The sequence below is a fragment of the Hydrogenophaga palleronii genome, from assembly GCF_031457455.1.
Taxonomy (GTDB): domain Bacteria; phylum Pseudomonadota; class Gammaproteobacteria; order Burkholderiales; family Burkholderiaceae_C; genus Hydrogenophaga; species Hydrogenophaga palleronii_A.
Map to the genome: position 1 here is coordinate 715,443 of NZ_JAVDWU010000001.1, position 25,608 is coordinate 741,050.

The following is a 25,608-nucleotide window of genomic DNA, read 5'->3' on the forward strand; positions in this document are numbered from 1 at the left end:
CATGAAAAAAATCAAAAATGGTTGGCGCAGCCTGTCGCTTTCTGCGCTGGCCGCATCTATGCTGTCTGCCCTCCCGGCCTGGGCTGTGGACCCGTTCACTCTGCGAGACATTCGTGTCGAGGGTCTGCAACGGGTGGAGCCGGGAACCGTGTTCGCATCGCTCCCCTTCCGCATCGGTGATCAGTACAACGACGACAAGGGTTCGACCGCCATCCGGTCGCTGTTCGGCCTAGGCTTGTTCAGCGATGTCCGTCTCCAGATCAATGGCGACGTTCTTGTGGTGATTGTTGAGGAGCGCCCATCCGTTGCCGATGTGAGCTTTTCCGGCATCAAGGAATTTGACGCCGAAGTCCTGAAGAAGGCCCTGCGTGACATTGGCCTGACCGAGGGGCGTCCGTTCGACAAGGCGCTGGCTGACCGCGCAGAGCAGGAGCTCAAGCGCCAGTACATCAACAGGAGCATGTACGCAGCAGAAGTCACCACCACCGTGACGCCTGGCGAGCGCAATCAGGTCAATCTCAACTTCAGCGTGGTCGAGGGAGACGTGGCCAAAATCCGGGATATCCGCGTGGTCGGTAGCCAGGCCTTCCCGGAATCCACCCTGCGTGATCTGTTTGATCTGGATACTGGTGGCTGGCTCAGCTGGTACACCAAATCCGACCGCTACTCTCGCGAGAAGCTCAATGCCGATCTGGAAAAGCTTCGCTCTTACTATCTGACGCGTGGTTACCTGGAGTTCCGAATCGATTCCACGCAGGTCGCCATCGACCCTGAAAAAGATGGTATGTCCGTCACCATCAACATCACGGAAGGCAATCGTTTTGTCGTGTCGTCGGTGACGCTGGAAGGCGAGTATCTGGACAAGGAAGAAGAGTTCAAGCGACTGGTCACCTTGCAGGCCGGGGAAGCCTACAACGCGGAAGAAGTGGCCAATACCGTCAAAGCTTTCACAGATTATTTCGGCGCATTTGGGTATGCGTTTGCACAGGTTGACGCGGTACCGGACATTGACCGGGTGAACAACCAGGTGTCTTTCGTGCTGCGGGCGCAGCCACAGCGTCGTGTGTATGTGCGCCGGATCAACGTCGAAGGCAACAACCGCAGCCGGGATGAAGTGATCCGCCGTGAATTCCGGCAGTTGGAGTCCGCGTGGTATGACAGTGATCGCATTCGGCTGTCGCGCGACCGGGTGGATCGTCTCGGGTTCTTTACCGAAGTGGGCATCGATTCCCAGCCAGTCCCTGGCACGCAGGACCAGGTGGACCTGGTGGTGACAGTGGCGGAAAAGCCCACAGGCAATCTCTCCATCGGTGCTGGCTACTCTCAGGCGGACAAGCTCTCGTTCCTTGCCGGCATTCAACAGGAGAACGTGTTCGGCTCGGGCAACTACCTGGGGCTCAACGTCAACACGAGCAAGTTCAACCGGCAGTTCGTGCTGACCACCACCGATCCGTATTTCACGCCAGATGGCATCTCCCGTACCTTTGACGTCTATTACAAGACCACCCGACCCTACACCGAACAGGGTGGCGACTACCGCATCGTGACGCCAGGTGTGGGTGTGCGATTCGGTGTGCCGTTTACGGAGCGGGATACCGTATTTTTTGGCATCGGAGCTGAACGCATCCGCATTGATGAAGGCAACCAACTGCCTGTGGCCTACCGCGATCAGGATGGGACTTACATACCTGCCACGATTGGATGGACCCGGGACGGCCGCGACAGTGCACTGGTGCCCAACGAGGGCAGGTTGCAACGCTTCAACACCGAGTTCGGCGTCAGCAGCGACAAACGGTATGTCAAGCTCAACTATCAACTTCAACAATACATTCCACTGACTCGAAAATACACGTTGGCCTTCAACGGTGAAATCGGTGTGGGTCGAGGCATCAACGGTGACTTCCCCGTTCTGAAGAACTTTTATGGTGGTGGTCTTGGATCGGTCCGTGGTTTTGACCAGGGAACCCTGGGACCACGCTCCGAGGTGATTGGCTCCACGACGGGTGAGACGGTCAACGTGGGTGGTGCCAAGAACTTTGTGCTCAATACCGAGTTCATTGCGCCGTTCCCCGGTGCAGGCAACGACCGCACCTTGCGCATGTTTGCATTTGTTGACGTCGGAAACGTCTATGGAGAAAAAGAAAAAGTCAGCTTCTCCGATATGCGTGCATCAGCCGGCGTCGGCTTGAGCTGGGTCTCTCCCATCGGCCCCTTGCGCTTTGCCTACGCCACCCCGATCCGCAAGTTTGCAGGGGATAGAATCCAGAAATTCCAGTTTCAGATCGGAACCTCCTTTTAATGAATGCCTCCTTTTTTTCAGTGATTCGCGCAGCTGGTCTCGCGGTCATCGCCAGCATGATGGCGATGTCCGTGATGGCGCAGGACTTCCGAATTGGCTTCGTGAATACCGACCGGATTTTTCGTGAAGCCTCGCTGGCCAAGGCCGCGCAGGCCAAGCTTGAGCAGGAGTTCCTGCGTCGAGAGAAGGAAGTCCAGAATCTCGCAACCCAACTCAAGTCTGCTTCGGAAAAGTTTGAGCGTGAGGCGCCCACGCTGCCAGAGAGTCAGCGCGTGATTCGACAGCGTCAGCTGATCACCCAGGACCAGGAGTTCCAGCGCAAGCAACGTGAATTTCAGGAGGACCTGAATCTGCGCAAGAACGAAGAGCTTCAAGCTGTGCTCGAGCGCGCCAACCGGGTGATCAAGCAGATTGCAGAAGCCGAGAAATACGATCTGGTGATCCAGGAGGCCGTGTACATCAATCCCAAGCACGACATCACCGACAAGGTGCTGAGCAGCTTGAACAACGCCAAGTAGCGCGCGGAGAGTGGGCGTGACGAAGTCCCTGGGTGACATCGTGGATGCCCTCGGGGGCACACTGATGGGGCCTGCTGAAATCAAAATCCATCGGCTCGCTCCGGTGACCTCAGCCGCCGCAGGTGATCTCACCTTCGTCTCTCATGCCAGGTTCGCCAACCAACTGGCCTCAACACTGGCGGCGGCTGTCATTGTGCCGCCCGCGCTGCAGACACAAGCCGTTGCGAGGGGGCCCTGTGTGGTCACCGACGATCCCTATCTCTATTTCGCGCGACTGACTCAGTGGTGGCGGCGTGCGCACGAGCATCGCCCTGCAGCACGCGTTGATCCACTTGCGAGCATTCACCCCGATGCTGTCATTGAAGAAGGTGTCGATGTGGGGCCTTTTGCCGTGATAGGGGCAGGGGCCCGCATTGCCAAAGGTGCACGGGTCGGGGCTCACGCCGTGGTGGGTGCCGGTGCCCATGTGGGTGAGGGTACCTGGCTGCATCCTCGCGTGGTGCTGGGTGATCGCTGTGTGGTGGGTGCCCGCGGTGTGATTCATTCAGGAGCCGTGATCGGGGCCGATGGATTCGGCTTCGCACCCCACCAGGGCACATGGGTCAAGATCGAACAGCTGGGCGCGGTCCGTATTGGTGACGATGTCGAAATTGGCGCAAACACCTGTATTGATCGCGGCGCTCTTGACGACACCGTGATTGAAGACGGCGTGAAGCTGGACAACCTGATCCAGATTGGTCACAACGTGCACGTGGGCGCCCATTCTGCGATGGCAGGTTGCGTGGGTGTGGCGGGCAGTGCCGTTATCGGGGCGCATTGCACCGTTGGCGGCGGTGCCGTGGTGCTCGGTCATCTCACCCTGGCTGATGGCGTCAACATTTCGGCCGCTTCGGTGGTGACCAGGTCGATCAGCAAGCCAGGTCACTACACCGGCATGTTTCCCATCGACGACAATGCCAGTTGGGAAAAGAACGCCGCTTCCCTGAAACAGCTCAACCGCTTGCGAGAACGGCTCAAGGCCGTCGAGCAAGCGATCGCACAAGCATCAGAACAGACCCAAAAATCATGATGGACATTCACGAGATCCGCAAGCAACTGCCGCACCGTTACCCCTTCCTGCTGGTGGATCGGGTGCTCGAGATCGAGAAGGGCAAACGCATCAAGGCGATCAAGAACGTCACCATCAACGAGCCTTTCTTTGGCGGTCATTTCCCGAATCGTCCCGTGATGCCGGGTGTGCTGATGCTGGAGGCCATGGCGCAGGCGGCCGCACTGCTGGCATTCGATACAGCGGGTGTGACCATGGATGACAACACCGTGTACTACTTTGCCGGCATCGATGCGGCACGTTTCAAACGACCGGTCGAGCCGGGCGATCAACTGGTCATGGAAGTCGAACTGGATCGCATGCGGTCAGGCATCTACAAGTTCAAAGGCGTCATCCGTGTCGATGGCGAAGTGGTGTGCGAGGCAGAGCTGATGTGCACCATGCGCACCGTTTCCTGAGCGCTTTGCCGGAGTGCGCCTTGTGACTCAGATTCATCCCACCGCTTTGGTGGATCCCTCCGCGGAAATCGACGCTTCAGTGACCGTTGGCCCCTACACGGTGATTGGTCCCCATGTGAAGATTGGCGCGGGCACGTCCGTTGGTGCGCATTGCGTGATCGAAGGTCGCACCACGATCGGGCAGAACAACCGGATTTTCCAGTTCAACTCGCTGGGCGCAGTGCCGCAAGACAAGAAGTACGCGGGCGAGCCCACCGAGCTGCTCATTGGCGACCGCAACACCATTCGTGAATTCTGCACGTTCAACCTCGGTGTTCCTGGCGCAGGCGGCGTCACGCGGGTCGGCAATGACAACTGGATCATGGCGTACACGCATATCGCCCATGACTGTCTGATCGACAACCACACCACCTTAGCGAACAACACCACTTTGGCGGGCCATGTCCATCTGGCCGACTGGGTCACGGTGGGGGGCTTGACGGGCATCCACCAGTTTGTATCGGTGGGGGCACACGCCATGATCGGATTTGCCAGTGCCGTCTCTCAGGACGTGCCTCCCTTCATGCTGGTGGATGGCAATCCGCTCGCGGTGCGCGGCTTCAACATCGTGGGTCTGCGCCGACGCGGCTTCACGTCCGGGCGCATCGCCGCCGTCAAGCAGATGCACAAACTGCTTTACCGCCAGGGCCTCACCCTTGAGCAGTCGCGCAGCGGCATCGAGGCACTGGCGAACGATATTCCGGAAGCTGCTGCTGACGTGGACATGATGAGCCGCTTTCTGGCCTCATCGACCCGCGGCATCGCCCGCTGAACGTTTGCCGCTCTCATCCATGGAAGGACAACGCCGGATTGCGATGGTGGCAGGCGAGACGTCCGGAGACCTGCTGGCCGGCCTGTTGCTGAAAGCCATGCGCCAGCGCTGGCCCGATCTGAAGGCCGCCGGCATTGGCGGCCCGCGCATGGTCGAACAGAGGTTCGATGCTTGGTGGCCCAGCGACCGACTGGCCGTTCGGGGCTATCTGGAGGTGTTGCCCAAATTGCTGGGCATTCTTCGCATCCGCAAGCGCTTGCGTGAGCGGCTTCTGGCACAACCGCCCGCGCTGTTCATCGGCGTGGACGCACCCGATTTCAATTTCGGTCTGGAAGCGGACCTCAAGGCCGCGGGTGTGCGCACCGTGCATTTTGTCTGTCCTTCATTCTGGGCGTGGCGGCCCGAGAAGGTGGAGAAGGTGCGCCGTGGAGCCGACCATGTGCTGTGCATTTTTCCTTTCGAGCCAGCGCTGCTGGCCGTACATGGCATCGCGTCTACCTACGTGGGCCATCCGATCGCACATGTCATCCCCATGGAGCCCGATCGGGCGGCCGCAAGGCGCAAGCTGGGCCTTCGGGACGACGACCTCGTGGTGGCGATTCTCCCGGGCAGCCGGGCTTCGGAAATCCAGTATCTGGCCGAAAGGTTCTTTGCGGCCGCAGCCAGAATGCTCGAAGCCCGACCGGGGCTTCGATTCGTGGTGCCGGCGGTGCCCGCTTTGCGCGAGCGCATTGCCCGGCTGGCTGCGGACAGCGGCCTCGGCGACGCGCTGAGCCTGGTTGACGGGCAGTCGCACACTGTGTTGGCCGCCTGCGATGTCACGCTGATCGCCAGCGGCACCGCCACGTTGGAAGCGGCCCTGTTCAAACGGCCGATGGTGATCGCCTACAACATGAACCGGCTATCCTGGCACATCATGCGCCGCAAACAGCTGCAGCCATGGGTGGGTTTGCCGAACATTCTGTGCGGCGAGTTCGTTGTGCCCGAGTTGCTGCAGAATGCCGCAACGCCCGAAGCCCTGGCCCGCGCCACACTGGCCTGGCTGGATGCCCCCGAAAAAGTCACCGCTTTGCAGGCGCGATTCTGTGCCCTGCATGAGACGCTGCGACGAGACACCGCTCAACTCGCCACCGATGCGATCGAAAAAGTTCTTCAAAGCTGAACAGGCCTCCCTGGTCTGGGACGTGCCCGGTCTGGTGGCCGGCGTGGATGAGGCCGGGCGCGGCCCGCTGGCCGGGCCGGTGGTGGCCGCGGCGGTGATCCTGGACGAGCTCAAACCCATCAAGGGCCTGGCCGACTCCAAGCAGCTCACCGCCAGGCGACGCGAAAAGCTCTACGACGAAATTCGTGCCAAGGCGTTGTGCTGCAGCATCGCGATGGCCTCGGTGGAAGAGATCGACCACCTCAACATCTTGCAGGCGACGATGCTTGCAATGCAACGCGCGGTGCATGGGCTGCGCCTCAAACCCAACAAGGTGCTGGTCGACGGCAACCGCCTGCCGACGCTGGACGTGCTGGCGGAGGCCATTGTGTCGGGCGATGCGCTGGTGCCAGCCATTTCGGCGGCGTCGATCATCGCCAAAGTGACGCGGGATCGCCTGCTCGAGGAACTGCATCTGCAGCATCCGGCTTACGGCTTCGATCGCCACAAAGGCTACGGAACGGTGGTTCACCTGCAGGCGCTGCAAACGCTGGGCGCCTTGCCCGTGCATCGGCGATCTTTCACACCGGTCGCGCGGGTGCTGGCCATCACACAGGTCAAGCCATGAGCGCCGCGCCGGGCCGTTCCCAAGCAAGCTCGCACCGCAGCCCGAAGGGCGAAGGTACTCCAGTGAGCGCCGCGCAGGGCCGTTCCCCAGCAAGCTCGCACCGCATCCCGCAGCGCGAAGGTGCTCCAGTGAGCGCCGCCCGGCCGTTCCGAAGGCGCTCAGCCCCGCAGTGCGCAGCACGGAGGGTAGTCCAGTGAACGCCCCGACCACCATCTCATCCCGCGACAACCCGCTGCTCAAGCGCTTGCGCGTGCTCGCGCAGGACAATGCCGCGTACCGCAAACAGGGCCAGGTGTGGCTGGAGGGTGACCATCTCTGCCGCGCTCTGCTTGCCCGCGACCACAAGCCTGCGCTGGCGCTGTTCACGGAGGACGGCTGGCATCGGGTGGCGCCAGACCTTCGTCATGTGGCTTCAAAAAACCATGTGCTTTCATCGTCATTGATGAAGAGCATCAGCGGACTGGAGTCACCGGCCGAAGTGGGTTTCGTCTGGGATCTGCCTTCAGCGCCCGTGCTTCAACCAGCGCAGGCGACGGTGGTGCTTGACCGCTTGCAGGACGCGGGCAACGTGGGCTCCATTCTTCGCAGTGCGGCTGCATTTGGCTTCAAGCAGGTGCTCGCAATCAAAGGCACAGCGGCTTTGTGGTCGCCCAAGGTGGTTCGAGCGGGCATGGGCGCGCATTTCGGCTTGCAACTGGTCGAAGGCTTGTCGGTGGAAGACCTGTCTGCCTTGCGGGTGCCTCTGGTGGTGACCAGTTCCCATCAGGGCGTCCTGTTGCCGCAGGCAGAACTGCCCTACCCATGTGCCTGGGTGATGGGGCACGAAGGGCAGGGTGTGGGTGAGGCATTGGCAGCGCAGGCGAGGCTGTCGGTGCGCATCCCGCAACCCGGCGGAGAAGAGTCGCTCAACGCCGCCGCGGCAGCCGCCATCTGCCTGTACGCCAGTGCCGTCGGCGCGCCAGGGTAGCTGCGGTCTGAAGGCGCGCGGTGTGACCCTCCAGACTCAGGTATCTGGGGCTTGGAAGCACGGCTGACGGGGGTGGTATTTGCTCTGGCGCGGCCTCTTTGGCATGAACTGCGGGCTATAATTCCGGGGTTTACCCGCAATCGGCGCCACCCGCTGCGCCCGCCCGGCTTCCTGTCCAGGTTCAGTGTCTTTTTTTCGTCGTTCCGGCTGGCCCGTCTCGGCGAAAACGGACGCGATTCCTCCCCGGTTGTGCCCCATGGCGGGCGTGGGTGCGTCCCTCACTTCTGGAGAACCCCGTGCTTCCCGTCCACCCGAAAGCCCTTCTCGCGCTAGCCGACGGCACGGTCTTTACAGGCATCTCCATTGGCGCAACCGGCCAGACCTTTGGCGAGGTGGTGTTCAACACCTCCATGACCGGTTACCAGGAGATCCTCACCGATCCGAGCTACTGCCAGCAGATCGTCACGCTCACCTATCCCCACATCGGCAACACCGGCGTGAACAAGGAAGACGTGGAGGCCAGCCGCATTCATGCTGCTGGACTGATCATCAAGGACCTGCCCCTGCTGGCATCGAACTTCCGCAGCCAGGAAACCCTGTCCCAATACCTGCAGCGCGAAGGCACCGTTGCCATCGCTGATCTTGACACCCGTGCATTGACCCGCCATCTGCGCACCCATGGCGCCACCAATGGTTGCATCCTGGCACTGGCCTTGGGCGAGGCGGTGACCGACGCACACCGTTCGCAGGCCATTGCAGCAGCGAAAGCGGCGCCCAACATGAGCGGGCAGGACCTTGCCAAGGTGGTTTCGGTGGATGCCCCCTACAACTGGTCCCAGACCGAATGGCAGCTGGGCTTCGGGTACGGTGAGCAGATTGCGCCGCGCTTTCACGTGGTGGCCTACGACTTCGGCGTCAAACACAATATCTTGCGCATGCTGAGCGCGCGCGGCTGCAAGATCACCGTGGTGCCAGCCCAGACGCCGGCCGCTGACGTGTTCAAGCTCAAACCCAATGGCGTGTTCCTGTCCAATGGGCCCGGCGACCCGGAGCCTTGCGACTACGCCATCGAGGCGACCCGGGAAATCATCGAGAGCGGTGTACCCACCTTCGGTATCTGCCTGGGGCACCAGATCATGGCCATCGCCAGTGGTGCCAAGAGCTACAAGATGAAGTTTGGCCACCACGGCGCGAACCATCCGGTAAAGGATCTCGACAGCGGTCGCGTGTCCATCACCAGCCAGAACCACGGTTTTGCGGTTGACGAGAAGTCGCTGCCAGCGAGCTTGCGAGCCACCCATGTGAGCCTGTTCGATGGCACGCTGCAGGGCCTGGCCCGCACCGACAAGCCTGCCTTCTGCTTCCAGGGCCACCCTGAAGCATCCCCGGGCCCGCACGACATCGGCTACCTGTTCGACCGGTTCATCACACTCATGCAAGATCGGGTGCCGGCCTGATGCCTACGGAGGTCACCCCATGAAGCTCTTCAGTTTTCCGGTTTTTGCCGTCGAGAAAGCCATCTCCAAGCGCATGTTGTCGCTGGAGCCACAGCACCGCGAATGGTTCGCGCAGCGCTGGGCGCAGAAGCCCTACCGCAAGGCGTTCCTTGAGAACAAGGCCATGCCGCTGGTGACCCTGGTGGCCAAAGGCAAAACCTGGGACGACGAAACCTTCAACGCCGAAATGGCGGCCTGGGACGCCTTGTTCTATCCCGCGGAAGTTGAAGTCCTGCGGCCCATGGTTGAAGGCGACGGCCTGTTGCAGCTGATGCAGAAAAACGTACCGGCCGAGCGTGTGCAGGCCCTGTTGAACAAACTGGAAACCCAGCGGCAGTCCTGATTGGACTACGCTCAAAGAATCAAGCGAATCCATGCCCAAAAGAACAGACATCCAGACCGTCCTCATCATTGGCGCTGGTCCGATCATCATTGGCCAGGCCTGCGAGTTCGACTACTCCGGCGTTCAGGCCTGCAAGGCACTGCGCGAAGAGGGCTACAAAGTCATTCTGATCAACAGCAACCCCGCGACGATCATGACGGACCCGGCCACTGCCGATGTCACCTACATCGAGCCCATCACCTGGCAGACGGTGGAGAAGATCATCGCAAAAGAGCGCGCGCTGGCACAAGGGGGCTTTGCCATCCTGCCCACCATGGGTGGCCAGACGGCACTGAACTGCGCGCTCGACCTCTGGCGCAACGGCGTGCTGGCCAAGTACGACGTGGAGCTGATCGGCGCCACGCCGGAAGCCATCGACAAGGCAGAAGACCGCCTGAAGTTCAAGGACGCCATGACCAAGATCGGTCTGGGTTCGGCGCGTTCCGGCATTGCCCACAGCCTCGATGAAGCCTGGGCCGTTCAGAAGACGGTGGGATTCCCCGTGGTGATCCGCCCCAGCTTCACGCTGGGTGGCACCGGCGGCGGCATTGCCTACAACCCCGAAGAGTTCGAAGTCATTTGCAAGCGCGGGCTGGAAGCATCGCCCACCACCGAGCTGCTGATTGAAGAATCGCTGCTCGGCTGGAAAGAGTACGAGATGGAAGTGGTGCGCGACAAGGCGGACAACTGCATCATCGTCTGCTCGATTGAAAACCTCGACCCCATGGGTGTGCACACCGGCGATTCCATCACCGTGGCGCCTGCACAGACCCTGACCGACAAGGAGTACCAGATCCTGCGCAATGCCAGCCTGGCTGTGCTGCGCGAGATCGGCGTGGACACCGGTGGCTCCAACGTGCAGTTCTCCATCAACCCGAAAGACGGGCGCATGGTGGTGATCGAGATGAACCCCCGCGTGTCGCGTTCGTCCGCGCTGGCTTCTAAAGCCACGGGCTTTCCCATTGCCAAAGTCGCGGCCAAACTGGCTGTGGGCTACACGCTCGATGAGCTTCGCAACGAAATCACCGGTGGCGCCACACCGGCATCGTTCGAGCCTTCCATCGACTACGTGGTCACCAAGATCCCGCGCTTCGCGTTCGAGAAATTCCCCACCGCCGACAGCCGCCTGACCACGCAGATGAAGAGCGTGGGCGAAGTCATGGCCATGGGCCGCACCTTCCAGGAATCGTTCCAGAAAGCCCTGCGTGGCTTGGAAGTGGGCGTCGACGGCATGAATGAAAAGACGCAGGACCGTGAGACGCTGGAGCGCGAACTCGGCGAGCCAGGCCCAGACCGCATCTGGTACGTGGGCGATGCGTTCGCCGCCGGCTGGACGCTGGACGAGGTCCATCATTTCACCAAGATCGACCCCTGGTTCCTGGTGCAGATCGAAGAGATCGTGAAGATTGAGCTCGCCCTGGAGAAAACCAGCCTGGAAGCGATCGACGCCGACACCTTGCGCGGTCTGAAGAAAAAGGGCTTCTCGGACCGCCGTCTGGCCAAGCTGCTCAAGACAAACGACCAGGCCGTGCGCGAGCGCCGCATTGCCGAGAACATCCGCCCGGTCTACAAGCGCGTGGACACCTGCGCGGCCGAGTTCGCGACCGACACCGCCTACCTGTACTCGACCTATGAAGGTCACGGCGATGGCGAGTGCGAAGCCGAGCCGACGAACAAGAAGAAGATCATGGTGCTGGGTGGTGGCCCCAACCGCATTGGCCAGGGTATCGAGTTCGATTACTGCTGTGTTCACGCCGCACTCGCCATGCGCGAGGATGGTTACGAAACCATCATGGTCAACTGCAACCCGGAGACCGTGTCGACCGATTACGACACCAGCGATCGCCTCTACTTCGAGCCGCTCACGCTGGAAGACGTGCTCGAGATCGTGGACAAGGAAAAACCGCTGGGTGTGATCGTGCAGTACGGCGGCCAGACGCCCTTGAAGCTTGCGCTTGGTCTGGAAGCTGCAGGCGTGCCCATCATCGGCACCAGCCCCGACATGATCGATGCGGCCGAAGACCGCGAGCGTTTCCAGCAGATGCTGCACACCCTGGGCCTGCGCCAGCCGCCCAATGCCACTGCTCGTACCGAGCCGGAAGCGCTTGAGAAGGCAGCCGCCCTGGGGTATCCGCTGGTGGTGCGCCCGAGCTACGTGCTGGGTGGCCGCGCCATGGAAATCGTGCACGAACAGCGCGACCTGGAGCGCTACATGCGCGAAGCCGTCAAGGTGAGCCACGATTCACCGGTGCTGCTCGACCGCTTCCTGAATGACGCCATCGAGTGCGATGTGGATGCGGTGCGCGACCACACCGGCCGTGTCTTCATCGGCGGCGTGATGGAACACATTGAACAGGCCGGCGTGCACAGTGGCGACTCCGCCTGTTCGTTGCCGCCGTACTACCTGAGCAAGGCCACGGTGGACGAACTCAAGCGCCAGACGGCCGCCATGGCCGCAGGCCTGAACGTGATCGGTCTGATGAACGTGCAGTTCGCCATCCAGGAAGTGGAAGAAAACGGCGTAAAGAAGGATGTGATCTTTGTGCTCGAAGTGAACCCGCGCGCCTCGCGTACCGTGCCCTTCGTTTCCAAGGCCACGGGCATCCAGCTGGCCAAGGTGGCCGCGCGATGCATGGCCGGGCAGTCGCTGAACGATCAGGGCATTGGCGAAGAGGTGACGCCGCCTTACTTCAGCGTCAAGGAAGCCGTGTTTCCGTTCGTGAAGTTCCCGGGCGTGGATACCATCCTTGGCCCGGAGATGAAATCCACGGGTGAAGTGATGGGCGTGGGCAAGACCTTCGGCGAGGCCTTCGTCAAGAGCCAGATGGGTGCCGGTACCCGACTGCCGACCGCTGGCAAGGTGTTTCTCACGGTGAAGAACGGCGACAAACCCCGCGCGGTGGAAGTGGCTCGTCAACTGATCGGCATGGGGTTCGAGCTGGTGGCCACGCGCGGAACCGCGGCGGCCATCGCAGAAGCCGGGGTGGCGGTGCAGACGGTGAACAAGGTCACCGAAGGACGCCCGCATATCGTGGACATGATCAAGAACGGCGAGATCGTCCTGGTCATCAACACGGTGGAAGAGCGGCGCAATGCGATCACCGATTCACGCGCCATTCGCACATCGGCCTTGCTGGCCCGAGTGACCACCTTCACCACCATTGCGGGAGCCGAGGCAGCGGTCGAGGGCATGCAGTACCTGGACAAGCTGGACGTGATTTCTGTCCAGGAAATGCACGCGCAACTCTGAGCGCACGAGCAGCCTGCTGTCTCCGACGCTTCTTCGCTTGAGGGGCGAGGCAAGGCACGGGTTTGATCGACGTCGCGCCGGTGGCATCGGACCGTGAAAATACCGGCGGATTCAACGCGTGTTTGCCCGGATGGGGCGGCCGAATCTTTCGCGGCATAATGTGTTTTCTACATCACCGCCGAGCGGCAACGCCCGGCGGTTTGCTTTTGGAGGCCCGAACACATGTCCACCCTTCCCATCACCAAGCGCGGCGCTGAAAAACTCAAGGAAGAGCTCCATCGCCTCAAGACCGTCGATCGTCCGTGGGTGATCAATGCGATTGCTGAAGCCAGAGCGCAAGGCGACCTGAGCGAAAACGCCGAGTACGACGCCGCCAAGGATCGCCAAGGCTTCATTGAAGGCCGTATCGCCGAAATCGAGAGCAAGCTGTCTGCGGCCCAGATCATCGATCCTGCGGCGGTTGAAGCCGGTGGCCGCGTGGTTTTTGGGGCAACGGTGGAACTAGAGGACGAAAGCACCGGCGCTGCGGTGACCTACCAGATCGTCGGCGAAGACGAAGCCGATCTGAAGCACGGGCTGGTGAACATCAGCAGCCCGATTGCACGAGCACTGATCGGCAAGGAAGAGGGCGATGTGGCCGAAGTTCAGGCGCCAGGCGGAACCCGCCGGTATGAAATCGTCTCGGTGCGCTACGCGTAAGCCCATAGGGGTTCCATGCAGCGCCTGTCCCTGTTCCTCTCCGCCCTCTGGTGGGGTGGCATCACGGCATTGAGTTTTCTGGCTGTGCCATTGCTGTTTGCCCGCCTCGGGCCTTCGGTGGCGGGGCCTGTGGCGGCGCAGCTGTTCTCTTTGCAGAGCTGGGCGAGTGTCTTCATCGGCCTCGCGATGCTGGTGATGCTCAGGCGCCAGCGCTCGGGCGGTGGAGTGGAGAGGGGGGTGGATCTGGAGGGGGATCGTGTTTCCCTGGATGCTTCTGTGCTCGGCTCCATGGGATTTGTGCTCTTGGCCATGCTGCTGGCCCTGCTGCAGGAGTTCGGTGTGGCTCAGAAGATCGTGAGTGCGCGTGCCACGGGTGGCGATCTTCGGTTATGGCACGCGCTGGGCAGTGCCTTGGTGCTTGGGCAGTGGTTGTGTGCGGGCGCCCTGCTTTGGCGATCGGGCAGCGTGGAGCGCAATCCCCCCAGGATGGTGTGAGCAGAACCCCGGTTCAAAGCTCGATCACGGCTTTGGGCAGTACCCCCTGCGGCGCACCATGATCCGCCAGCAGCCAGGCTCTGTCGGTGTGCTCGGCGGCTTCATCGAGCAATTCACACAAGAACCGTGACGAAGGCCCATCCAGTGCCGCGAATGGCTGGTCCAGCAGAACCACAGGTGCATGGGCCGCAAATGCCGCCACCCACCACACCTTGCGGCGGCTGCCGGTGGAGAGCATGTACAACGGCTTGGCCATGTGCGGTTCCAGCGAGAAGCCATGAACCAGCGATGCAACGCGGCGGGAGTCGAAGTGGGGAAACTGTTCGTTCTGGCGCTTCAGAAAATCCTTGGCCGTGATGGCGTTGTGTGCGTCCGTGTGTGGGTCGATCCAGAAGACGTTCTGACGGCAAGCGTCGGGGTGCTCAGCCTGGCTGATGCCATTGATGGCGATTCGGCCTGACCGTGGTGAGAGGGCGCCTGCCAGCAAGGCCAGCAATGTGCTCTTGCCGACCCCATCGTCACCAACCACAAGGCTCACACCGGCGGGCACCTCAAAGGTGAGTTTCTCGAACAGTGGCCGCTCGGACCAGCTGAAGCAGAGATCGGCCACCGAGATCATCGTTTTTGGCGGTTGGTCCATCTGATGGCTGTCAGAAGCCGATGCTGTAGCGTGTGCCCTTGAAGTTGAGCACCGCGCTTCGCTGACCGATGGTTTCCACCTGAAGGCCAGGCGCAATCTCGTCGCCCTCCTGAATCACCTTGCCGTTGGCGATCAGCGTGCGCAGCTTCGGGTTGTTGGAGTAGGTGGACCCGCTGACGTTGACCTGTGGAAGCTGCGCACGAAGTTCGGGCGAAAGCTCTGCGAAGCGGCGCACGGCGGCAGCAGGCGGTGGGGCAGCCGCCGAACCGCCCGGAGGAGCCGTTGCAGCTGGCGCTGCAGTGGCTGGTGCGCTTGCCGGAGTTGATGCGATGGCAGCTGGGGCGTCAGCAGTTCCGCCCGCACTGGGGCGTTCTGCGCGTGCGGGTGGAGGCGGGGGGCGAGGCGGTGGTGGCGCCAGAATGGGTAGGTCGGGCGCGGTGGCCGTCCGCGGCTCGGAGGGGGCGACAGTCGGTGCAGCCGGTGCTTCTGCTGGTGCTTGAGCGGCCGGGATTGCCACTGGTTCCGTCGTGCCCGTGGTCGATGATGCGAGGCCCTGTTGGTGTTCGCCGGCAGGCCAGAAGGCCCACGCGGCCACCAGTGCCAGCACGAACAGACCGGTCCAGGCCGCGACGCGTGCCAGCTTGGGCGGCTGGCGCCGTCGATCGCGCTGAATGCTGCCGCTGGGCAGGTTCTGGCTGTGCAGGCCTGGCACGTTGCCACGCTCGCGCTCTCTTTCGGTGTCTGCGCGCTTGAGTGCATCAAGAATGTAGGACATGGGCGTGCCTCAGGTGGACGGTGACCTGAGACGGGGCTCATTCACGCCACTGACCCGGTTGAGTTGCATGAAGGTCATCGGACCCGCCAGACCATCGGTTTCCAGTCCCTGGCTGCGCTGAAACGCCTCTATTCGGCTGTTCAGGTTGGTCGCCGAGGCAATGGAGGGTTGACTGGAGGCCAATTGGGCGAGTTGTTGTCGCAGCCAGACGCCCGCCGCGCCACTGTCTCCCTGGCGGAGTTCGCCCTGATGGCCCGGCGGCAGTTGCCACAGCGTGGTGTAGCCGCCTCGCCAGATGTCGGCCAGCACACTCAGGGGCAGCCGCCATGTTTCAGATCCCGCGCGCAGTGTGGCCGAGTCAGGTGTGATGGCCGTCAGCAAGGCCCAGCGGTCGTCCTGGCCGGGAAGGTGCAGGGTAAGCACCGCCGGCCGATCCATCTGGCCCAGGCCATGCAAGGTCATGCGGTTGGTCCGGAAACACTGCAGACCGCGTCCCAACGCGCTGACACAGGGGTCGGTGCCATCGAGCGCCCTGTTCCAGATGGCTCCCAGTTCTCGCAACCCGGCCGTTTCACTGGAAAGCAGGGCGCCGGCTGTGGGCAGGCTGTTCGAAGGTGGGGGGGCAGCGACTGCCCCTGGGGCAGGGTCGGTGGTGGTGGTGGCATCTGAACGCGTTGGGGCTGCGGCGGCAGGAGTGGGCTCCGGCTTGCCTGTTGCCGGTTCGGACGCTGGTGAGGGGGTTGGCGAAGCAGCGTTCTCAGACCTGGATATGGGCGCGCTGCCGTTGCCCGAAGGGGCTGGCGAGCCTGGCCATAGCCAGAACATAGTGGCGGCAGCGAGCCCTCCCCCCAAGGCGCCCAGCAGCAGGTTCTTGATGCCAGCGGTCCACCGCTGAACCCGCACAGGGGCGGTCGCAGGCGTGTTTTCGTCGGTCTCGAACACTTCAGCTGCCGCCTTGTTCACCACCGCCTCATCCACGCGGGGCAGGCCATTGGCGTAGGCACCCAGCAACGATCTGTCGCAAAGCAGGTTGATGCGGCGGGGCACCCCACGCGTGATGGCGTGAATGCGCTGCAGGGCACCTGTAGAAAACGGCATGGGTCCGCGCAGCCCACCAATGCCCATGCGGTGTTGAATGTACTGGCGGGTCTCAGCCTCGGTGAGAGCACCCAGATGGAATCGGGCAATGACGCGCTGGGCCAGTTGCTCCAGTTCGGGCCTGGCCACCATCTGTCGGAGCTCGGGCTGCCCGATCAGGATCACCTGCAGCAGCTTTCGTTCTGCGGTTTCCAGGTTGGTCAGCAGCCGCAACTGCTCCAGAACGTGTGGCGTGAGGTTCTGGGCTTCGTCGATGATCAGGATGTTCTGCTGGCCCTTGGCGTGGCTGGCGAGCAGGTATTCGTTGAGCGGATCAAGGTGGTCCTTGATCGTGGCCGGGCCAATGCCTGTGTGCTGGACCGGGATCTGGAATTCGTGACAGATCGTCTTCAGGAGATCCGACACCGTCAACTTGGGGTTGAAGATGTAGGCTACCCGGCAATGCTCAGGCATCTGCTCCAGGAAGCAGCGGCAGATGGTGGTTTTGCCGGCGCCAATCTCACCGCTGAGCAAAACAAACCCGCCGCCGCCCCGGATGCCATAGAGCAGATGCGCCAAAGCCTCCCGATGCCGCTCACTCATGAAGAGGTAATGCGGATCGGGGGCGATCGAAAAAGGCTCTTGTTTTAGTCCAAAGTATTCGGCGTACATGCCCGGAGCATACCGGGGCCGAAGAGGGGCGGCAACGGCACCCGGTTGATCAATGCCGGGTGCCCTGTCTGGGATGGTCAGGCTGCGAGAGCCATGGAAGGTTTGTTGGCCGACCGGGTTGCCGTGGACACCGTGCATTCGATGTCGCCAGAGAGTTGGCCGCCTTCTTCAATCACGACCTTGCCATAGCGAATCTTGCCCGTGACCTTGCCCGTGGCGTAGATCACCAGCTTCTGGCGAACGGTGAGGTTGCCGTCGAACACGCCGCGGATTTCGGCGATGTCGATTTCAGCCGAGCCCTTGAACTCGCCCTGTTGTGCGATCTGGATCACACGCGAGTCCATGGTGGCCTCGACCAGACCTTCCACGACCAATGTGTCGCAGTCGGTGATTTCAACGCCTTTGAGTTTGATGTTGGGGCCGACCGTGAGCTTGCTACCGCCCTCTGGCGCCGAATTCGTGCTGGCGCTGGGCGCTGCGGCGGTCGGTGGGGTCACCGCCTGGGCCGCTTCCGGTGCTGAGGGAGGCTGCTGGGCCGGGCTGGGGGAAGCAGAACCGTAGCGGGGCGTGGCCATGCCGCTGCTCAGAGGTTTGGGTTGTTCAGTCTCGCGTTTGCCGAAATGCAGTGCCATGAAGCCTCCTTCAAAAAGTGAAGCGTCCATGCTAATGACCGAGAGGCTTACATTCGCGGTGGTACCGTAAGACCAGTAACCAGATGCACGGTTGAATGCGTTGCTTGAACGGCATGCTCATGCGGAACCTGAAGCACACCGGCGCACTGGGCGCGTTCAGATCGATACTTCCGACATGCAAAGTCACTGGGTATTGGAAACAAAACCATTAACCGGACCGACGGTCTCCCTGACGCATGCCACAGCGCTGCTGCAACAGCTGGGCATGGGGAACCAGCACGCGGTGGCAGAGGGCTTGTTGAATCTTCTGGGTGAACACCTGCCGCTGGCACAGTGCACCATTTTTGCCTATGAGGGCATGCGGGCCCCGCGCATCGTTGCGGTGGGCGACCGTTCGCGCACGCAGACACTGCCCGATATTGCCGAAGCCTATGTGACGCGCTTCTATCGGCTGGACGGCTGCATGACCGCCATGCGCGAAGAGCTGGCTGCGGCCCGCAAGGCGGGCATGCAGCATCCCCGCATCGTGATGCACCGCCAGACCGGCTCAGACATTGCCCACGATGAATACCGGCACGTGTGCTATGAACGGCCGCAGGTGGCCGAGCGGCTCGCCCTGCTGGCCTTGTTCGAAGGGCGACGGTGGTTGTCCGTGAATCTGTACCGCGGCATCGAACACGGGCCGTTTGATGCCAGGGCCATCGATGTGGTGAGCGCCTTTGCCCCGCTGATCGTGCACGCCGTGCGCCTGCACCACACCGGGCAGAGCGTGAACCAGGAGCTGGGCGACCTGTTGCTGGCGCGCCTGAGAGCGCGTCATCCGCAGCTCACCCCGCGCGACTGCGATGTGGTGCGCAGCCTGCTGGACGGTCAGAGCACCGCCGCGATGGCCGAGCGGCTGGGGCTCACGCTGGCCAGTGCGCGCACCTACGTCAAGCGGGTGTACCGGAAGCTGGGGGTGTCGGGCCAGCGAGACCTGATGGGCATGCTGCTGGAGCCAAGCTTGAAGGGCTGACAGCGAGGCAGCTTCAGATTTGTCTCCATATGGGGACATCGCGTCCAAGGTCCACCCATAGACTGATCCATCCGCGGCCGTGTTCGCCGCTTTCCCAAAGTCCCAGAGGTCCTCATGCACCTTCTCCACGCCGAACCCCGTTCATCGCTCTACTACCGCTACGAGGTGTTCGATCCCTGGCTGCCCTCACAGCACGCCGGGCCGCAAAGCCACCGCGTCGTGGTGGCGGGTGCCGGGCCGATTGGTCTGGTGACGGCGCTGGCGCTGGCGCACCAGGGGGTGGCCTGTGTCTTGGTCGAGTCGGAGCGGCAGGTGTGCGAAGGCAGCCGGGCGATTGTGTTCACCCGCCGGTCCATGGAAATCCTGCAACAAGTCGGAGTGGCCGACCAGGTGTCAGCTTCTGGCTTGCCCTGGCGGTTTGGCAACTCGTTTTACCGGGGCCAGCGCGTCTTCCGCATGGAGGCGCCGCACGACCCGGACGACCGTTTTTTCCCCATGATCAACCTGCAGCAGCAGTTTCTGGAGGAATACTTGGTGGATGCGGTGCGCCAGCATCCGCTGATCGACTTGCGGTGGGGCAACCGCGTCACGGCGGTGGTGCAGGACGCGAAAGGTGCGAGCCTGGAGGTGGATACCCCGGAGGGGCCTTACACGCTGCAGGCAGACTGGCTGGTGGCAGCCGACGGTGCCCGCTCCCCCATTCGCAGCCTGATGGATCTGAAGCTGGAAGGCGCTTCCTACGAAGGCCGCTTCGTGATCGCCGACATTCGCATCGATCTGCCCCTGCCCACCGAGCGGCTGGCCTACTTCGACCCCGACTGGAACCCCGGCAACACCATCCTCATGCACCGGGAACCGCATGGCATCTGGCGGGTGGACTACCAGCTGCCACCGGGTGAAGACCCGGAAGACGCCCTGAAGCCAGCGTCGCTGAAGGCCCGCATCGATGCGCAGATGGCCATGATCGGTCATGCAGGCGTGCCCTGGGAAATGGACTGGTGCTCCGTGTATGCGGCGCGCGCGCTCACGCTGCCAGACTATGTGCATGGTCGCGTGCTGTTCGTGGGCGATGCGGCGCATCTGCTGCCCATTTTTGGCGTGCGCGGCGCCAACACGGGTTTTCAGGACGCGCAGGGCCTTGCCTGGCGCCTGGCGCTGGTGGTCAAAGGCACATCACCTGAAAGTCTGCTGAACACCTACAGCAGCGAGCGCGTGGCGGCCGCGCGCGAAATCATTGACGAAGCGGGCAAGAGCACCCGCTTCATGACACCACCTACGCGGGGTTTCCGCCTGCTGCGAGATGCCGTGCTGTCCTTGTCATTGACCGAAGACTTTGTGAGGCCGCTGTACCACTGGCGCACCTCGCGTCCGCACGAATACACACATTCGCCCATCAACTGCACAGATGACGACAACACATCGTTCCATGCTGGTCCAGGCCACGGTGCGCCGCCCCGAAACGTGCAACTGGGGCCCGACGACCACCTGCTCGATCACCTGGACCACCAGTTTGCCTTGCTCTGGTTCACGGACGCAAATGCGATGCCTGCAGATTTGCAGGTGGCCATACGCGAAATGCGGGATCGAGGCATTCCGCTGCGCGTGATCGCGGTGGGAAGGGGTGCGCCCGTGTCAGGCGCCGATGAAACGCTGAACAATGCCGCTGGGCATTTGCGCGACCGCTATGGCGTGACCGCCAGCGGTGCGGCGTACCTGTTGCGACCCGACCACCACGTATGCGCACGCTGGACGCGTCTGGACGCCACCCGCTTGCGCGCTGCGCTGAGCAACGCAGCCGGCCTGCAAGGAGCCTGACCATGCATCCATCTCAAGTCCTCACCGTGCCCGGCCTGGAACAGGTTTACGACGCACTCGCCACCGCCATTGACACGGCCGGCCCGGAGAAAACCGAGCTGTTTCTGGTCAAGCTGGCACTGATGAACGCCAACGCGCTGGCGGACCCGGGGCTGTTGCAGTCCCACATCGAGGCCGCCCTCAAGGATCTTTGAGACACCCGGCTCAGACAGCGCCACTGCCGGTCGATGCGGCCAGCGGCAGGCAGATGTCCGTCAGCAGGTCGGCCGGGCTGGAGGTGCGCGGGTTGTTGTGGTATTCCTCAAACACGGGCTGGTCGGCCAGTGCGTGGCCCGACGCGACCAGCCAGGTGCCGTAGAGCCACCGGTAGGCGTCGCGCATGTTGGGGTAGGGCCCCTGGTAGCGCAGCACGGCGCAGGGCGTGCCACCGGCAGTGAAGCGTTGCAGTGGCGGCTCGACCTGGGCACCAGGCGGCAACGACAACCCAGCGCGCGAGTTGAGCTGGGCCTCGGGGTAGGCGAAAGGGTCGTCGTGGTACTGGCCCACCCAGCGGGTGTCCTGCCGCATCAGGCCTTGCGCCGCGAGGTGGATCTGCGATGACTCGAAGGCCTTGCCGATGCGCATGTAGCTGCCCCGGTGGGGCATCCCGGCCAGCTCGATGATGGGCACATACCGGACTTCCACCGGCCATCCACGGGCCGGCTGGGGGTTGGCGTCTTGCCACGGCAGGTCGTCGGTCCGGGTGTCGCGCCAGGCCTGCGGACTCTGGCCAAAGCGCTGGCGGAAGGCGCGGGTGAACGATTGCGCATTGGGGTAGCCGCAGCGCCGGGCGATCTCGGTCACGGTGAGCGCCGTTTGCGCGAGATAGCCCGAGGCCCGGTGCAGCCGCACCCGGCGCACCGTGGCCGCCACCGTTTCACCAATCAATGCGTGATAGACGCGGTGCCAGTGGTAGGGCGAAAGGTCGGCCACCACGGCCAGTTCAGCCAGGTCCAGCGGCTCGGCCAGGTGGTCGTGAATGTGGGCGGTGACCCTGGTGAGCTGTGCGCGGTAGTCGACCCAGTTCGGCGTGGAGGGCATGGGGTGGGGTCAGTTCATTGGTTGGCGAAGAATCGTTTTCCATTTCGCTGGGTCTGCACGCCTCACATCGCTCAGGTAGATTTCGTGGTGCTTTCCACGAAGGCCAGACCGTTCGTTGATGAAGGCATGCATGCGTTCGATGGCAGGCCCCTCTTCAGAGAACGGCCCCACATGCAGCACCTGGGCACAACGCCCTTCCGTGAAGCGTTCGAGGCGCAGCCGGTCGACCCCGGGCAAATTCTTTTTTCTCAGCACCTCGCCAATGGCTTTGTGAATGAGTTCATCGGACACGAAGTCGGGCTGCATGATCATCATGGTCCATCGCCACTGCGCCTTGTCGGCTGTGGCGAAAGCGCGCATGTCGTCGGCCCACCACAGGCCTTCGAGCGGCATGACGGCGTAGTCCTGCGCCATGGGCCCCTTCTTGACCATGAACTTGGTGGTGTAGGCGACCGAGAACAAGGCCTGCACCGCCTCAGCGTACGCGGGCGATGTGTTGGGGTCGCCTTTACCATCGATCATCAGGAACTTGAACTCGGGCACGTCGACGATCACGACCGATTTTGCGGTTGCCCGGTACAGGTCTTTCAGGTCTTTCTTGAGATCAATCTGGGTCATGGGCACTCCCGTGAACGCCGATGTGGATGTCGATGCTGCCGTTTGGCTGGTAGCGCTCGTAGTCTGCCAGAGCGGTCTTTCGCAGATCGGCCATGGTCCAGATCACCTGCCACTGTTCAACGACCAGGTCGAATCGGCCTTTTTCAACCGGGAACACCGCGCGCTGCGACGCAGGCGCCACCACATGGATCAACCCTTCAGGTGGCAAATCGGGCGTATTGGCAGGCACCGCATGCCCGATGACCATGGTGTAGGTGCCGCCGATGTCAACGCCTGCGTTCTCGAAGTGGGTGTAGACCGCATACACATCGTCCGACAGGCGGTGGGGTAGGCGTTCGGCCAGCTGGGCCTGACTGAAGCGGGCCCAGTGTGCAGGGATGGTTTCGAATGCTTCGCCGTTGTGTGTGCGCAGGGCGATGCCCACCACGTGAAGGGCCTGGGGTTGGGGGATGAGTTGCATGGCGTTGCTCCGGGTTGGTGGAAAGGCATGCCATTCTGGGGACGGGATACGGACAAATCTTGCGGTCTGAGCGCCGTCTGTGTGCCTATTGCCATGGTGTCGTCAGCACCACACTCGCCACCAAGGTTGATGGCCAGCGCCTACACTTGAGGGTTACCCCCAGATTGCCTCCATGAACGCCCCCGTCGACGTCTCCTTTTTCGCGCGCGCAGCCAAGCCGCTCACCAGCTACCGTCCCTACTGGGCCAAGCGGTTCGGCGTGGCCCCTTTCCTGCCCATGAGCCGCGCCGAGATGGAGCAGCTGGGCTGGGACTCGTGCGACATCATTCTGGTGACCGGCGACGCCTATGTGGACCACCCCAGCTTCGGCATGGCAGTGATCGGCCGCGTGCTGGAGGCGCAGGGATTTCGCGTGGGCATCATCGCCCAGCCAGACTGGCAGAGCGCCGAGCCCTTCAAGGCGCTGGGCAAGCCCAACCTGTTCTGGGGCGTGACCGCGGGCAACATGGATTCCATGATCAACCGCTACACGGCGGACCGCAAGATTCGCAGCGACGACGCCTACACCCCTGGCGACGTGGGCGGCAAGCGGCCCGACCGCGCGGCCATCGTCTACAGCCAGCGCTGCCGCGAGGCCTACAAGGACGTGCCCATCGTGCTCGGCGGCATCGAAGGCAGCCTGCGCCGCATCGCCCACTACGACTACTGGAGCGACAAGGTGCGCCGCAGCATCGTGGTGGACGCCAAGTGCGACCTGCTGCTGTACGGCAACGCCGAGCGCGCGCTGGTGGAAGTGGCGCACCGCATCGCTGCGCGCGAGCCGGTCGACCAGATCACCGACGTGCGCGGCACCGCCTTTGTTCGCCGCCCGGGTGACCCTTCGACCGAGGGCTGGATCGAGCTGGACTCCAGCGAGGTGGACCAACCCGGCCACGTGGAAGACCACATCAACCCTTACCTGACCACGAGCGAGCAGGCGCAGGCGCAAGGCCAGAGCTGTTCCAAGGACGAGGAGAAGGATGGGAAGTTACCCCCTCTCTCGCTCGCGGGAGAGGGCAGGGGTGAGGGTTCTTCGGTCTACAAACCCATCACCATCCACCGCCCCCAGGGCGCGGGCGGCGTGGCCAAGCTGCCGCGCGAGCGCACTGTGATCCGCCTGCCCAGCTACGAGCAGGTGAAAAGCGATGCCGTGCTCTACGCCCACGCCAACCGCGTGCTGCACCTGGAAACCAACCCGGGCAACGCCCGCGCACTGGTGCAGGCGCACGGCGAGGGCGCGACCGCGCGCGATGTGTGGATCAACCCGCCCCCCATCCCGCTGACCACGGCCGAAATGGACTGGGCATTCGACCTGCCCTACGCCCGCAGCCCGCACCCCGCCTACGCAGACGAAAACGGCCGGCACGACGGCGCGACCAAGATCCCGGCCTGGGAGATGATTCGCTTCAGCGTGAACATCATGCGCGGCTGCTTTGGTGGCTGCACATTCTGTTCCATCACCGAACACGAAGGCCGCATCATCCAGAGCCGCTCTGAAGAGTCCATCATCAAGGAGGTCGAAGACATCCGCGACAAGGTCGAAGGCTTCACCGGCGTCATCAGCGACCTGGGTGGCCCCACCGCCAACATGTACCGCCTGGGCTGCCGCAGCCCGGCCATCGAAGCCGCCTGCCGCAAACCCAGTTGCGTGTACCCCGGCATCTGCCAGAACCTCACCACCAACCACGACCCACTCATCAAGATCTACCGCCGCGCGCGGGCGCTCAAGGGCATCAAGAAGGTGTTGATCGGCTCTGGCCTGCGCTACGACCTGGCCGTGAAAAGCCCGGAGTACGTGAAGGAACTGGTGCAGCACCACGTGGGCGGCTACCTGAAGATCGCGCCCGAACACACCGAGGGCGGGCCGCTGTCAAAGATGATGAAGCCGGGCATTGGCAGCTACGACAAGTTCAAGGCCATGTTCGAGAAGTACAGCGAAGAGGCGGGCAAGAAGCAGTTCCTGATCCCGTACTTCATCGCCGCGCACCCGGGCACCAGCGACCAGGACATGATGAACCTGGCCATCTGGCTCAAGAAAAACGGCTTCCGCGCCGACCAGGTGCAGACCTTCTATCCCAGCCCCATGGCCACCGCCACGGCCATGTACCACACCAGCTTGAATCCGCTCAAGGGCATTCACCGCGACGAGCGGGCCGAGAAGGTGGACATCGTGCGCGGCGACAAACGCCGCCGCCTGCACAAGGCGTTTCTGCGCTACCACGACCCAAACAACTGGCCGCTGCTGCGCGAAGCGCTCAAGACCATGGGCCGCGCCGACCTGATCGGCAACGGCAAGCACCACCTGATACCCACCTTTCAGCCGATGACCGATGGTGGGTATCAGAGTGCGCGGCGCAAGAACAGCACGCCTGGGGGCGCCAAGGCCAGCGAGCGGGCTGCTGCGGTGGTGAAGGCGGGTGGGGCGGGGCGGGGGGCTTCAAGCACTCGCGGCAATGCGCCGGTCAAGGGGAGCATGCTGACGCAGCACACGGGGTTGCCGCCGCGGGCGGGGGTGAAGGGGCAGACGCGGGGGAAGTAAGGCTTCTTGGTGCGGCTGGAGTCGACAAAGAGCGGCCAATGAGTGGTCGCAAAA

The 25,608-nt window shown here is 62.8% G+C and carries 24 protein-coding genes; 17 read left to right on the forward strand and 7 right to left on the reverse strand.

The features are described from left to right. Position 1: 1 nt before the first annotated feature. The 13 genes from bamA to J2W49_RS03425 all read left to right on the forward strand — a co-directional run bounded on the left by bamA (position 2) and on the right by J2W49_RS03425 (position 14,192). Positions 2 to 2,299: an outer membrane protein assembly factor BamA gene (gene bamA / locus J2W49_RS03365; RefSeq protein ID WP_310311562.1), complete on the forward strand. Its 2,298-nt coding sequence runs from the start codon at positions 2 to 4 to the stop codon at positions 2,297 to 2,299. 56 nt (positions 2,300 to 2,355) lie between these two features. Beyond that, a complete protein-coding gene (locus J2W49_RS03370) occupies positions 2,356 to 2,817 on the forward strand; it encodes an OmpH/Skp family outer membrane protein (RefSeq protein ID WP_405000985.1) in 462 nt (153 codons plus the stop codon). A gap of 16 nt (positions 2,818 to 2,833) precedes the next feature. After that, positions 2,834 to 3,886, forward strand: a complete 1,053-nt coding sequence (gene lpxD, locus J2W49_RS03375) for a UDP-3-O-(3-hydroxymyristoyl)glucosamine N-acyltransferase (protein WP_310311565.1) — start codon at positions 2,834 to 2,836, stop codon at positions 3,884 to 3,886. Further along, the gene (gene fabZ / locus J2W49_RS03380) at positions 3,883 to 4,323 is read left to right on the forward strand and encodes a 3-hydroxyacyl-ACP dehydratase FabZ (RefSeq protein WP_310311567.1); all 441 of its coding nucleotides are present in this window, start codon (positions 3,883 to 3,885) and stop codon (positions 4,321 to 4,323) included. The genes lpxD and fabZ overlap by 4 nt, the downstream gene beginning before the upstream one ends. A gap of 22 nt (positions 4,324 to 4,345) precedes the next feature. Next, on the forward strand, positions 4,346 to 5,134 hold the full coding sequence (lpxA, locus tag J2W49_RS03385) for an acyl-ACP--UDP-N-acetylglucosamine O-acyltransferase (protein WP_310311569.1): 789 nt from the start codon (positions 4,346 to 4,348) through the stop codon (positions 5,132 to 5,134). 19 nt (positions 5,135 to 5,153) lie between these two features. Continuing rightward, positions 5,154 to 6,296, forward strand: coding sequence for a lipid-A-disaccharide synthase (gene lpxB / locus J2W49_RS03390; protein ID WP_310311571.1), 1,143 nt, complete (start codon positions 5,154 to 5,156; stop codon positions 6,294 to 6,296). Then, positions 6,268 to 6,903, forward strand: coding sequence for a ribonuclease HII (gene rnhB, locus J2W49_RS03395; RefSeq protein ID WP_310311573.1), 636 nt, complete (start codon positions 6,268 to 6,270; stop codon positions 6,901 to 6,903). The genes lpxB and rnhB overlap by 29 nt, the downstream gene beginning before the upstream one ends. Positions 6,904 to 7,096: 193 nt before the next feature. Next, positions 7,097 to 7,870, forward strand: a complete 774-nt coding sequence (locus J2W49_RS03400; protein ID WP_310311575.1) for a TrmH family RNA methyltransferase — start codon at positions 7,097 to 7,099, stop codon at positions 7,868 to 7,870. A 296-nt stretch (positions 7,871 to 8,166) separates the two neighbouring features. Then, complete coding sequence (gene carA, locus J2W49_RS03405; RefSeq protein ID WP_310311577.1) at positions 8,167 to 9,327, forward strand: glutamine-hydrolyzing carbamoyl-phosphate synthase small subunit; 1,161 nt, start codon at positions 8,167 to 8,169, stop codon at positions 9,325 to 9,327. Between the two features lie 19 nt (positions 9,328 to 9,346). Then, positions 9,347 to 9,709, forward strand: coding sequence for a hypothetical protein (locus J2W49_RS03410; RefSeq protein WP_310311579.1), 363 nt, complete (start codon positions 9,347 to 9,349; stop codon positions 9,707 to 9,709). Positions 9,710 to 9,740: 31 nt separating this feature from the next. Beyond that, complete coding sequence (carB, locus tag J2W49_RS03415; RefSeq protein ID WP_310311581.1) at positions 9,741 to 12,998, forward strand: carbamoyl-phosphate synthase large subunit; 3,258 nt, start codon at positions 9,741 to 9,743, stop codon at positions 12,996 to 12,998. Positions 12,999 to 13,220: 222 nt separating this feature from the next. Further along, a complete protein-coding gene (gene greA / locus J2W49_RS03420; protein WP_310311583.1) occupies positions 13,221 to 13,697 on the forward strand; it encodes a transcription elongation factor GreA in 477 nt (158 codons plus the stop codon). 15 nt (positions 13,698 to 13,712) lie between these two features. Further along, the gene (locus J2W49_RS03425; RefSeq protein ID WP_310311585.1) at positions 13,713 to 14,192 is read left to right on the forward strand and encodes a DUF4149 domain-containing protein; all 480 of its coding nucleotides are present in this window, start codon (positions 13,713 to 13,715) and stop codon (positions 14,190 to 14,192) included. Between the two features lie 13 nt (positions 14,193 to 14,205). Here the strand turns inward: J2W49_RS03425 and J2W49_RS03430 are convergent, their stop codons facing one another. The 4 genes from J2W49_RS03430 to J2W49_RS03445 form a co-directional block, all read right to left on the reverse strand. After that, positions 14,206 to 14,832 carry an ABC transporter ATP-binding protein gene (locus J2W49_RS03430; protein WP_310311587.1) on the reverse strand — a complete coding sequence of 209 codons (627 nt, stop codon included), beginning with the start codon at positions 14,830 to 14,832 and terminating at the stop codon, positions 14,206 to 14,208. Between the two features lie 10 nt (positions 14,833 to 14,842). Further along, positions 14,843 to 15,607 (reverse strand): general secretion pathway protein GspB, encoded by a 765-nt coding sequence (locus tag J2W49_RS03435; RefSeq protein ID WP_310311589.1) that lies wholly within the window; start codon positions 15,605 to 15,607, stop codon positions 14,843 to 14,845. Positions 15,608 to 15,616: 9 nt separating this feature from the next. Next, positions 15,617 to 17,356, reverse strand: coding sequence for an ExeA family protein (locus tag J2W49_RS03440; protein WP_473092258.1), 1,740 nt, complete (start codon positions 17,354 to 17,356; stop codon positions 15,617 to 15,619). 77 nt (positions 17,357 to 17,433) lie between these two features. Beyond that, positions 17,434 to 17,988: a bactofilin family protein gene (locus J2W49_RS03445; RefSeq protein ID WP_310311591.1), complete on the reverse strand. Its 555-nt coding sequence runs from the start codon at positions 17,986 to 17,988 to the stop codon at positions 17,434 to 17,436. 265 nt (positions 17,989 to 18,253) lie between these two features. On the opposite strand from J2W49_RS03445, the gene J2W49_RS03450 reads away from it, so the two are divergent. The 3 genes from J2W49_RS03450 (at position 18,254) to J2W49_RS03460 (ending at position 21,012) form a co-directional block, all read left to right on the forward strand. Continuing rightward, a complete protein-coding gene (locus tag J2W49_RS03450) occupies positions 18,254 to 19,003 on the forward strand; it encodes a helix-turn-helix transcriptional regulator (protein ID WP_310311593.1) in 750 nt (249 codons plus the stop codon). A 114-nt stretch (positions 19,004 to 19,117) separates the two neighbouring features. Then, positions 19,118 to 20,818: an FAD-dependent monooxygenase gene (locus J2W49_RS03455; protein WP_310311595.1), complete on the forward strand. Its 1,701-nt coding sequence runs from the start codon at positions 19,118 to 19,120 to the stop codon at positions 20,816 to 20,818. A 2-nt stretch (positions 20,819 to 20,820) separates the two neighbouring features. Further along, on the forward strand, positions 20,821 to 21,012 hold the full coding sequence (locus J2W49_RS03460; protein ID WP_310311597.1) for a DUF2783 domain-containing protein: 192 nt from the start codon (positions 20,821 to 20,823) through the stop codon (positions 21,010 to 21,012). Between the two features lie 10 nt (positions 21,013 to 21,022). Here the strand turns inward: J2W49_RS03460 and J2W49_RS03465 are convergent, their stop codons facing one another. Genes J2W49_RS03465 through J2W49_RS03475 form a run of 3 tightly spaced genes read right to left on the reverse strand, consistent with a single transcriptional unit; the run spans position 21,023 to position 22,976 of the window. After that, complete coding sequence (locus J2W49_RS03465; RefSeq protein ID WP_310311599.1) at positions 21,023 to 21,898, reverse strand: AraC family transcriptional regulator; 876 nt, start codon at positions 21,896 to 21,898, stop codon at positions 21,023 to 21,025. 9 nt (positions 21,899 to 21,907) lie between these two features. Next, a complete protein-coding gene (locus J2W49_RS03470) occupies positions 21,908 to 22,516 on the reverse strand; it encodes a GyrI-like domain-containing protein (protein WP_310311600.1) in 609 nt (202 codons plus the stop codon). Beyond that, positions 22,503 to 22,976 (reverse strand): GyrI-like domain-containing protein, encoded by a 474-nt coding sequence (locus J2W49_RS03475; RefSeq protein ID WP_310311602.1) that lies wholly within the window; start codon positions 22,974 to 22,976, stop codon positions 22,503 to 22,505. Before J2W49_RS03475 ends, J2W49_RS03470 begins: the two co-directional genes overlap by 14 nt. A gap of 172 nt (positions 22,977 to 23,148) precedes the next feature. Here J2W49_RS03475 and J2W49_RS03480 point away from each other — a divergent pair, with 172 nt between their 5' ends. Next, positions 23,149 to 25,554 (forward strand): YgiQ family radical SAM protein, encoded by a 2,406-nt coding sequence (locus tag J2W49_RS03480; RefSeq protein ID WP_310311603.1) that lies wholly within the window; start codon positions 23,149 to 23,151, stop codon positions 25,552 to 25,554. Positions 25,555 to 25,608: the final 54 nt, after the last annotated feature.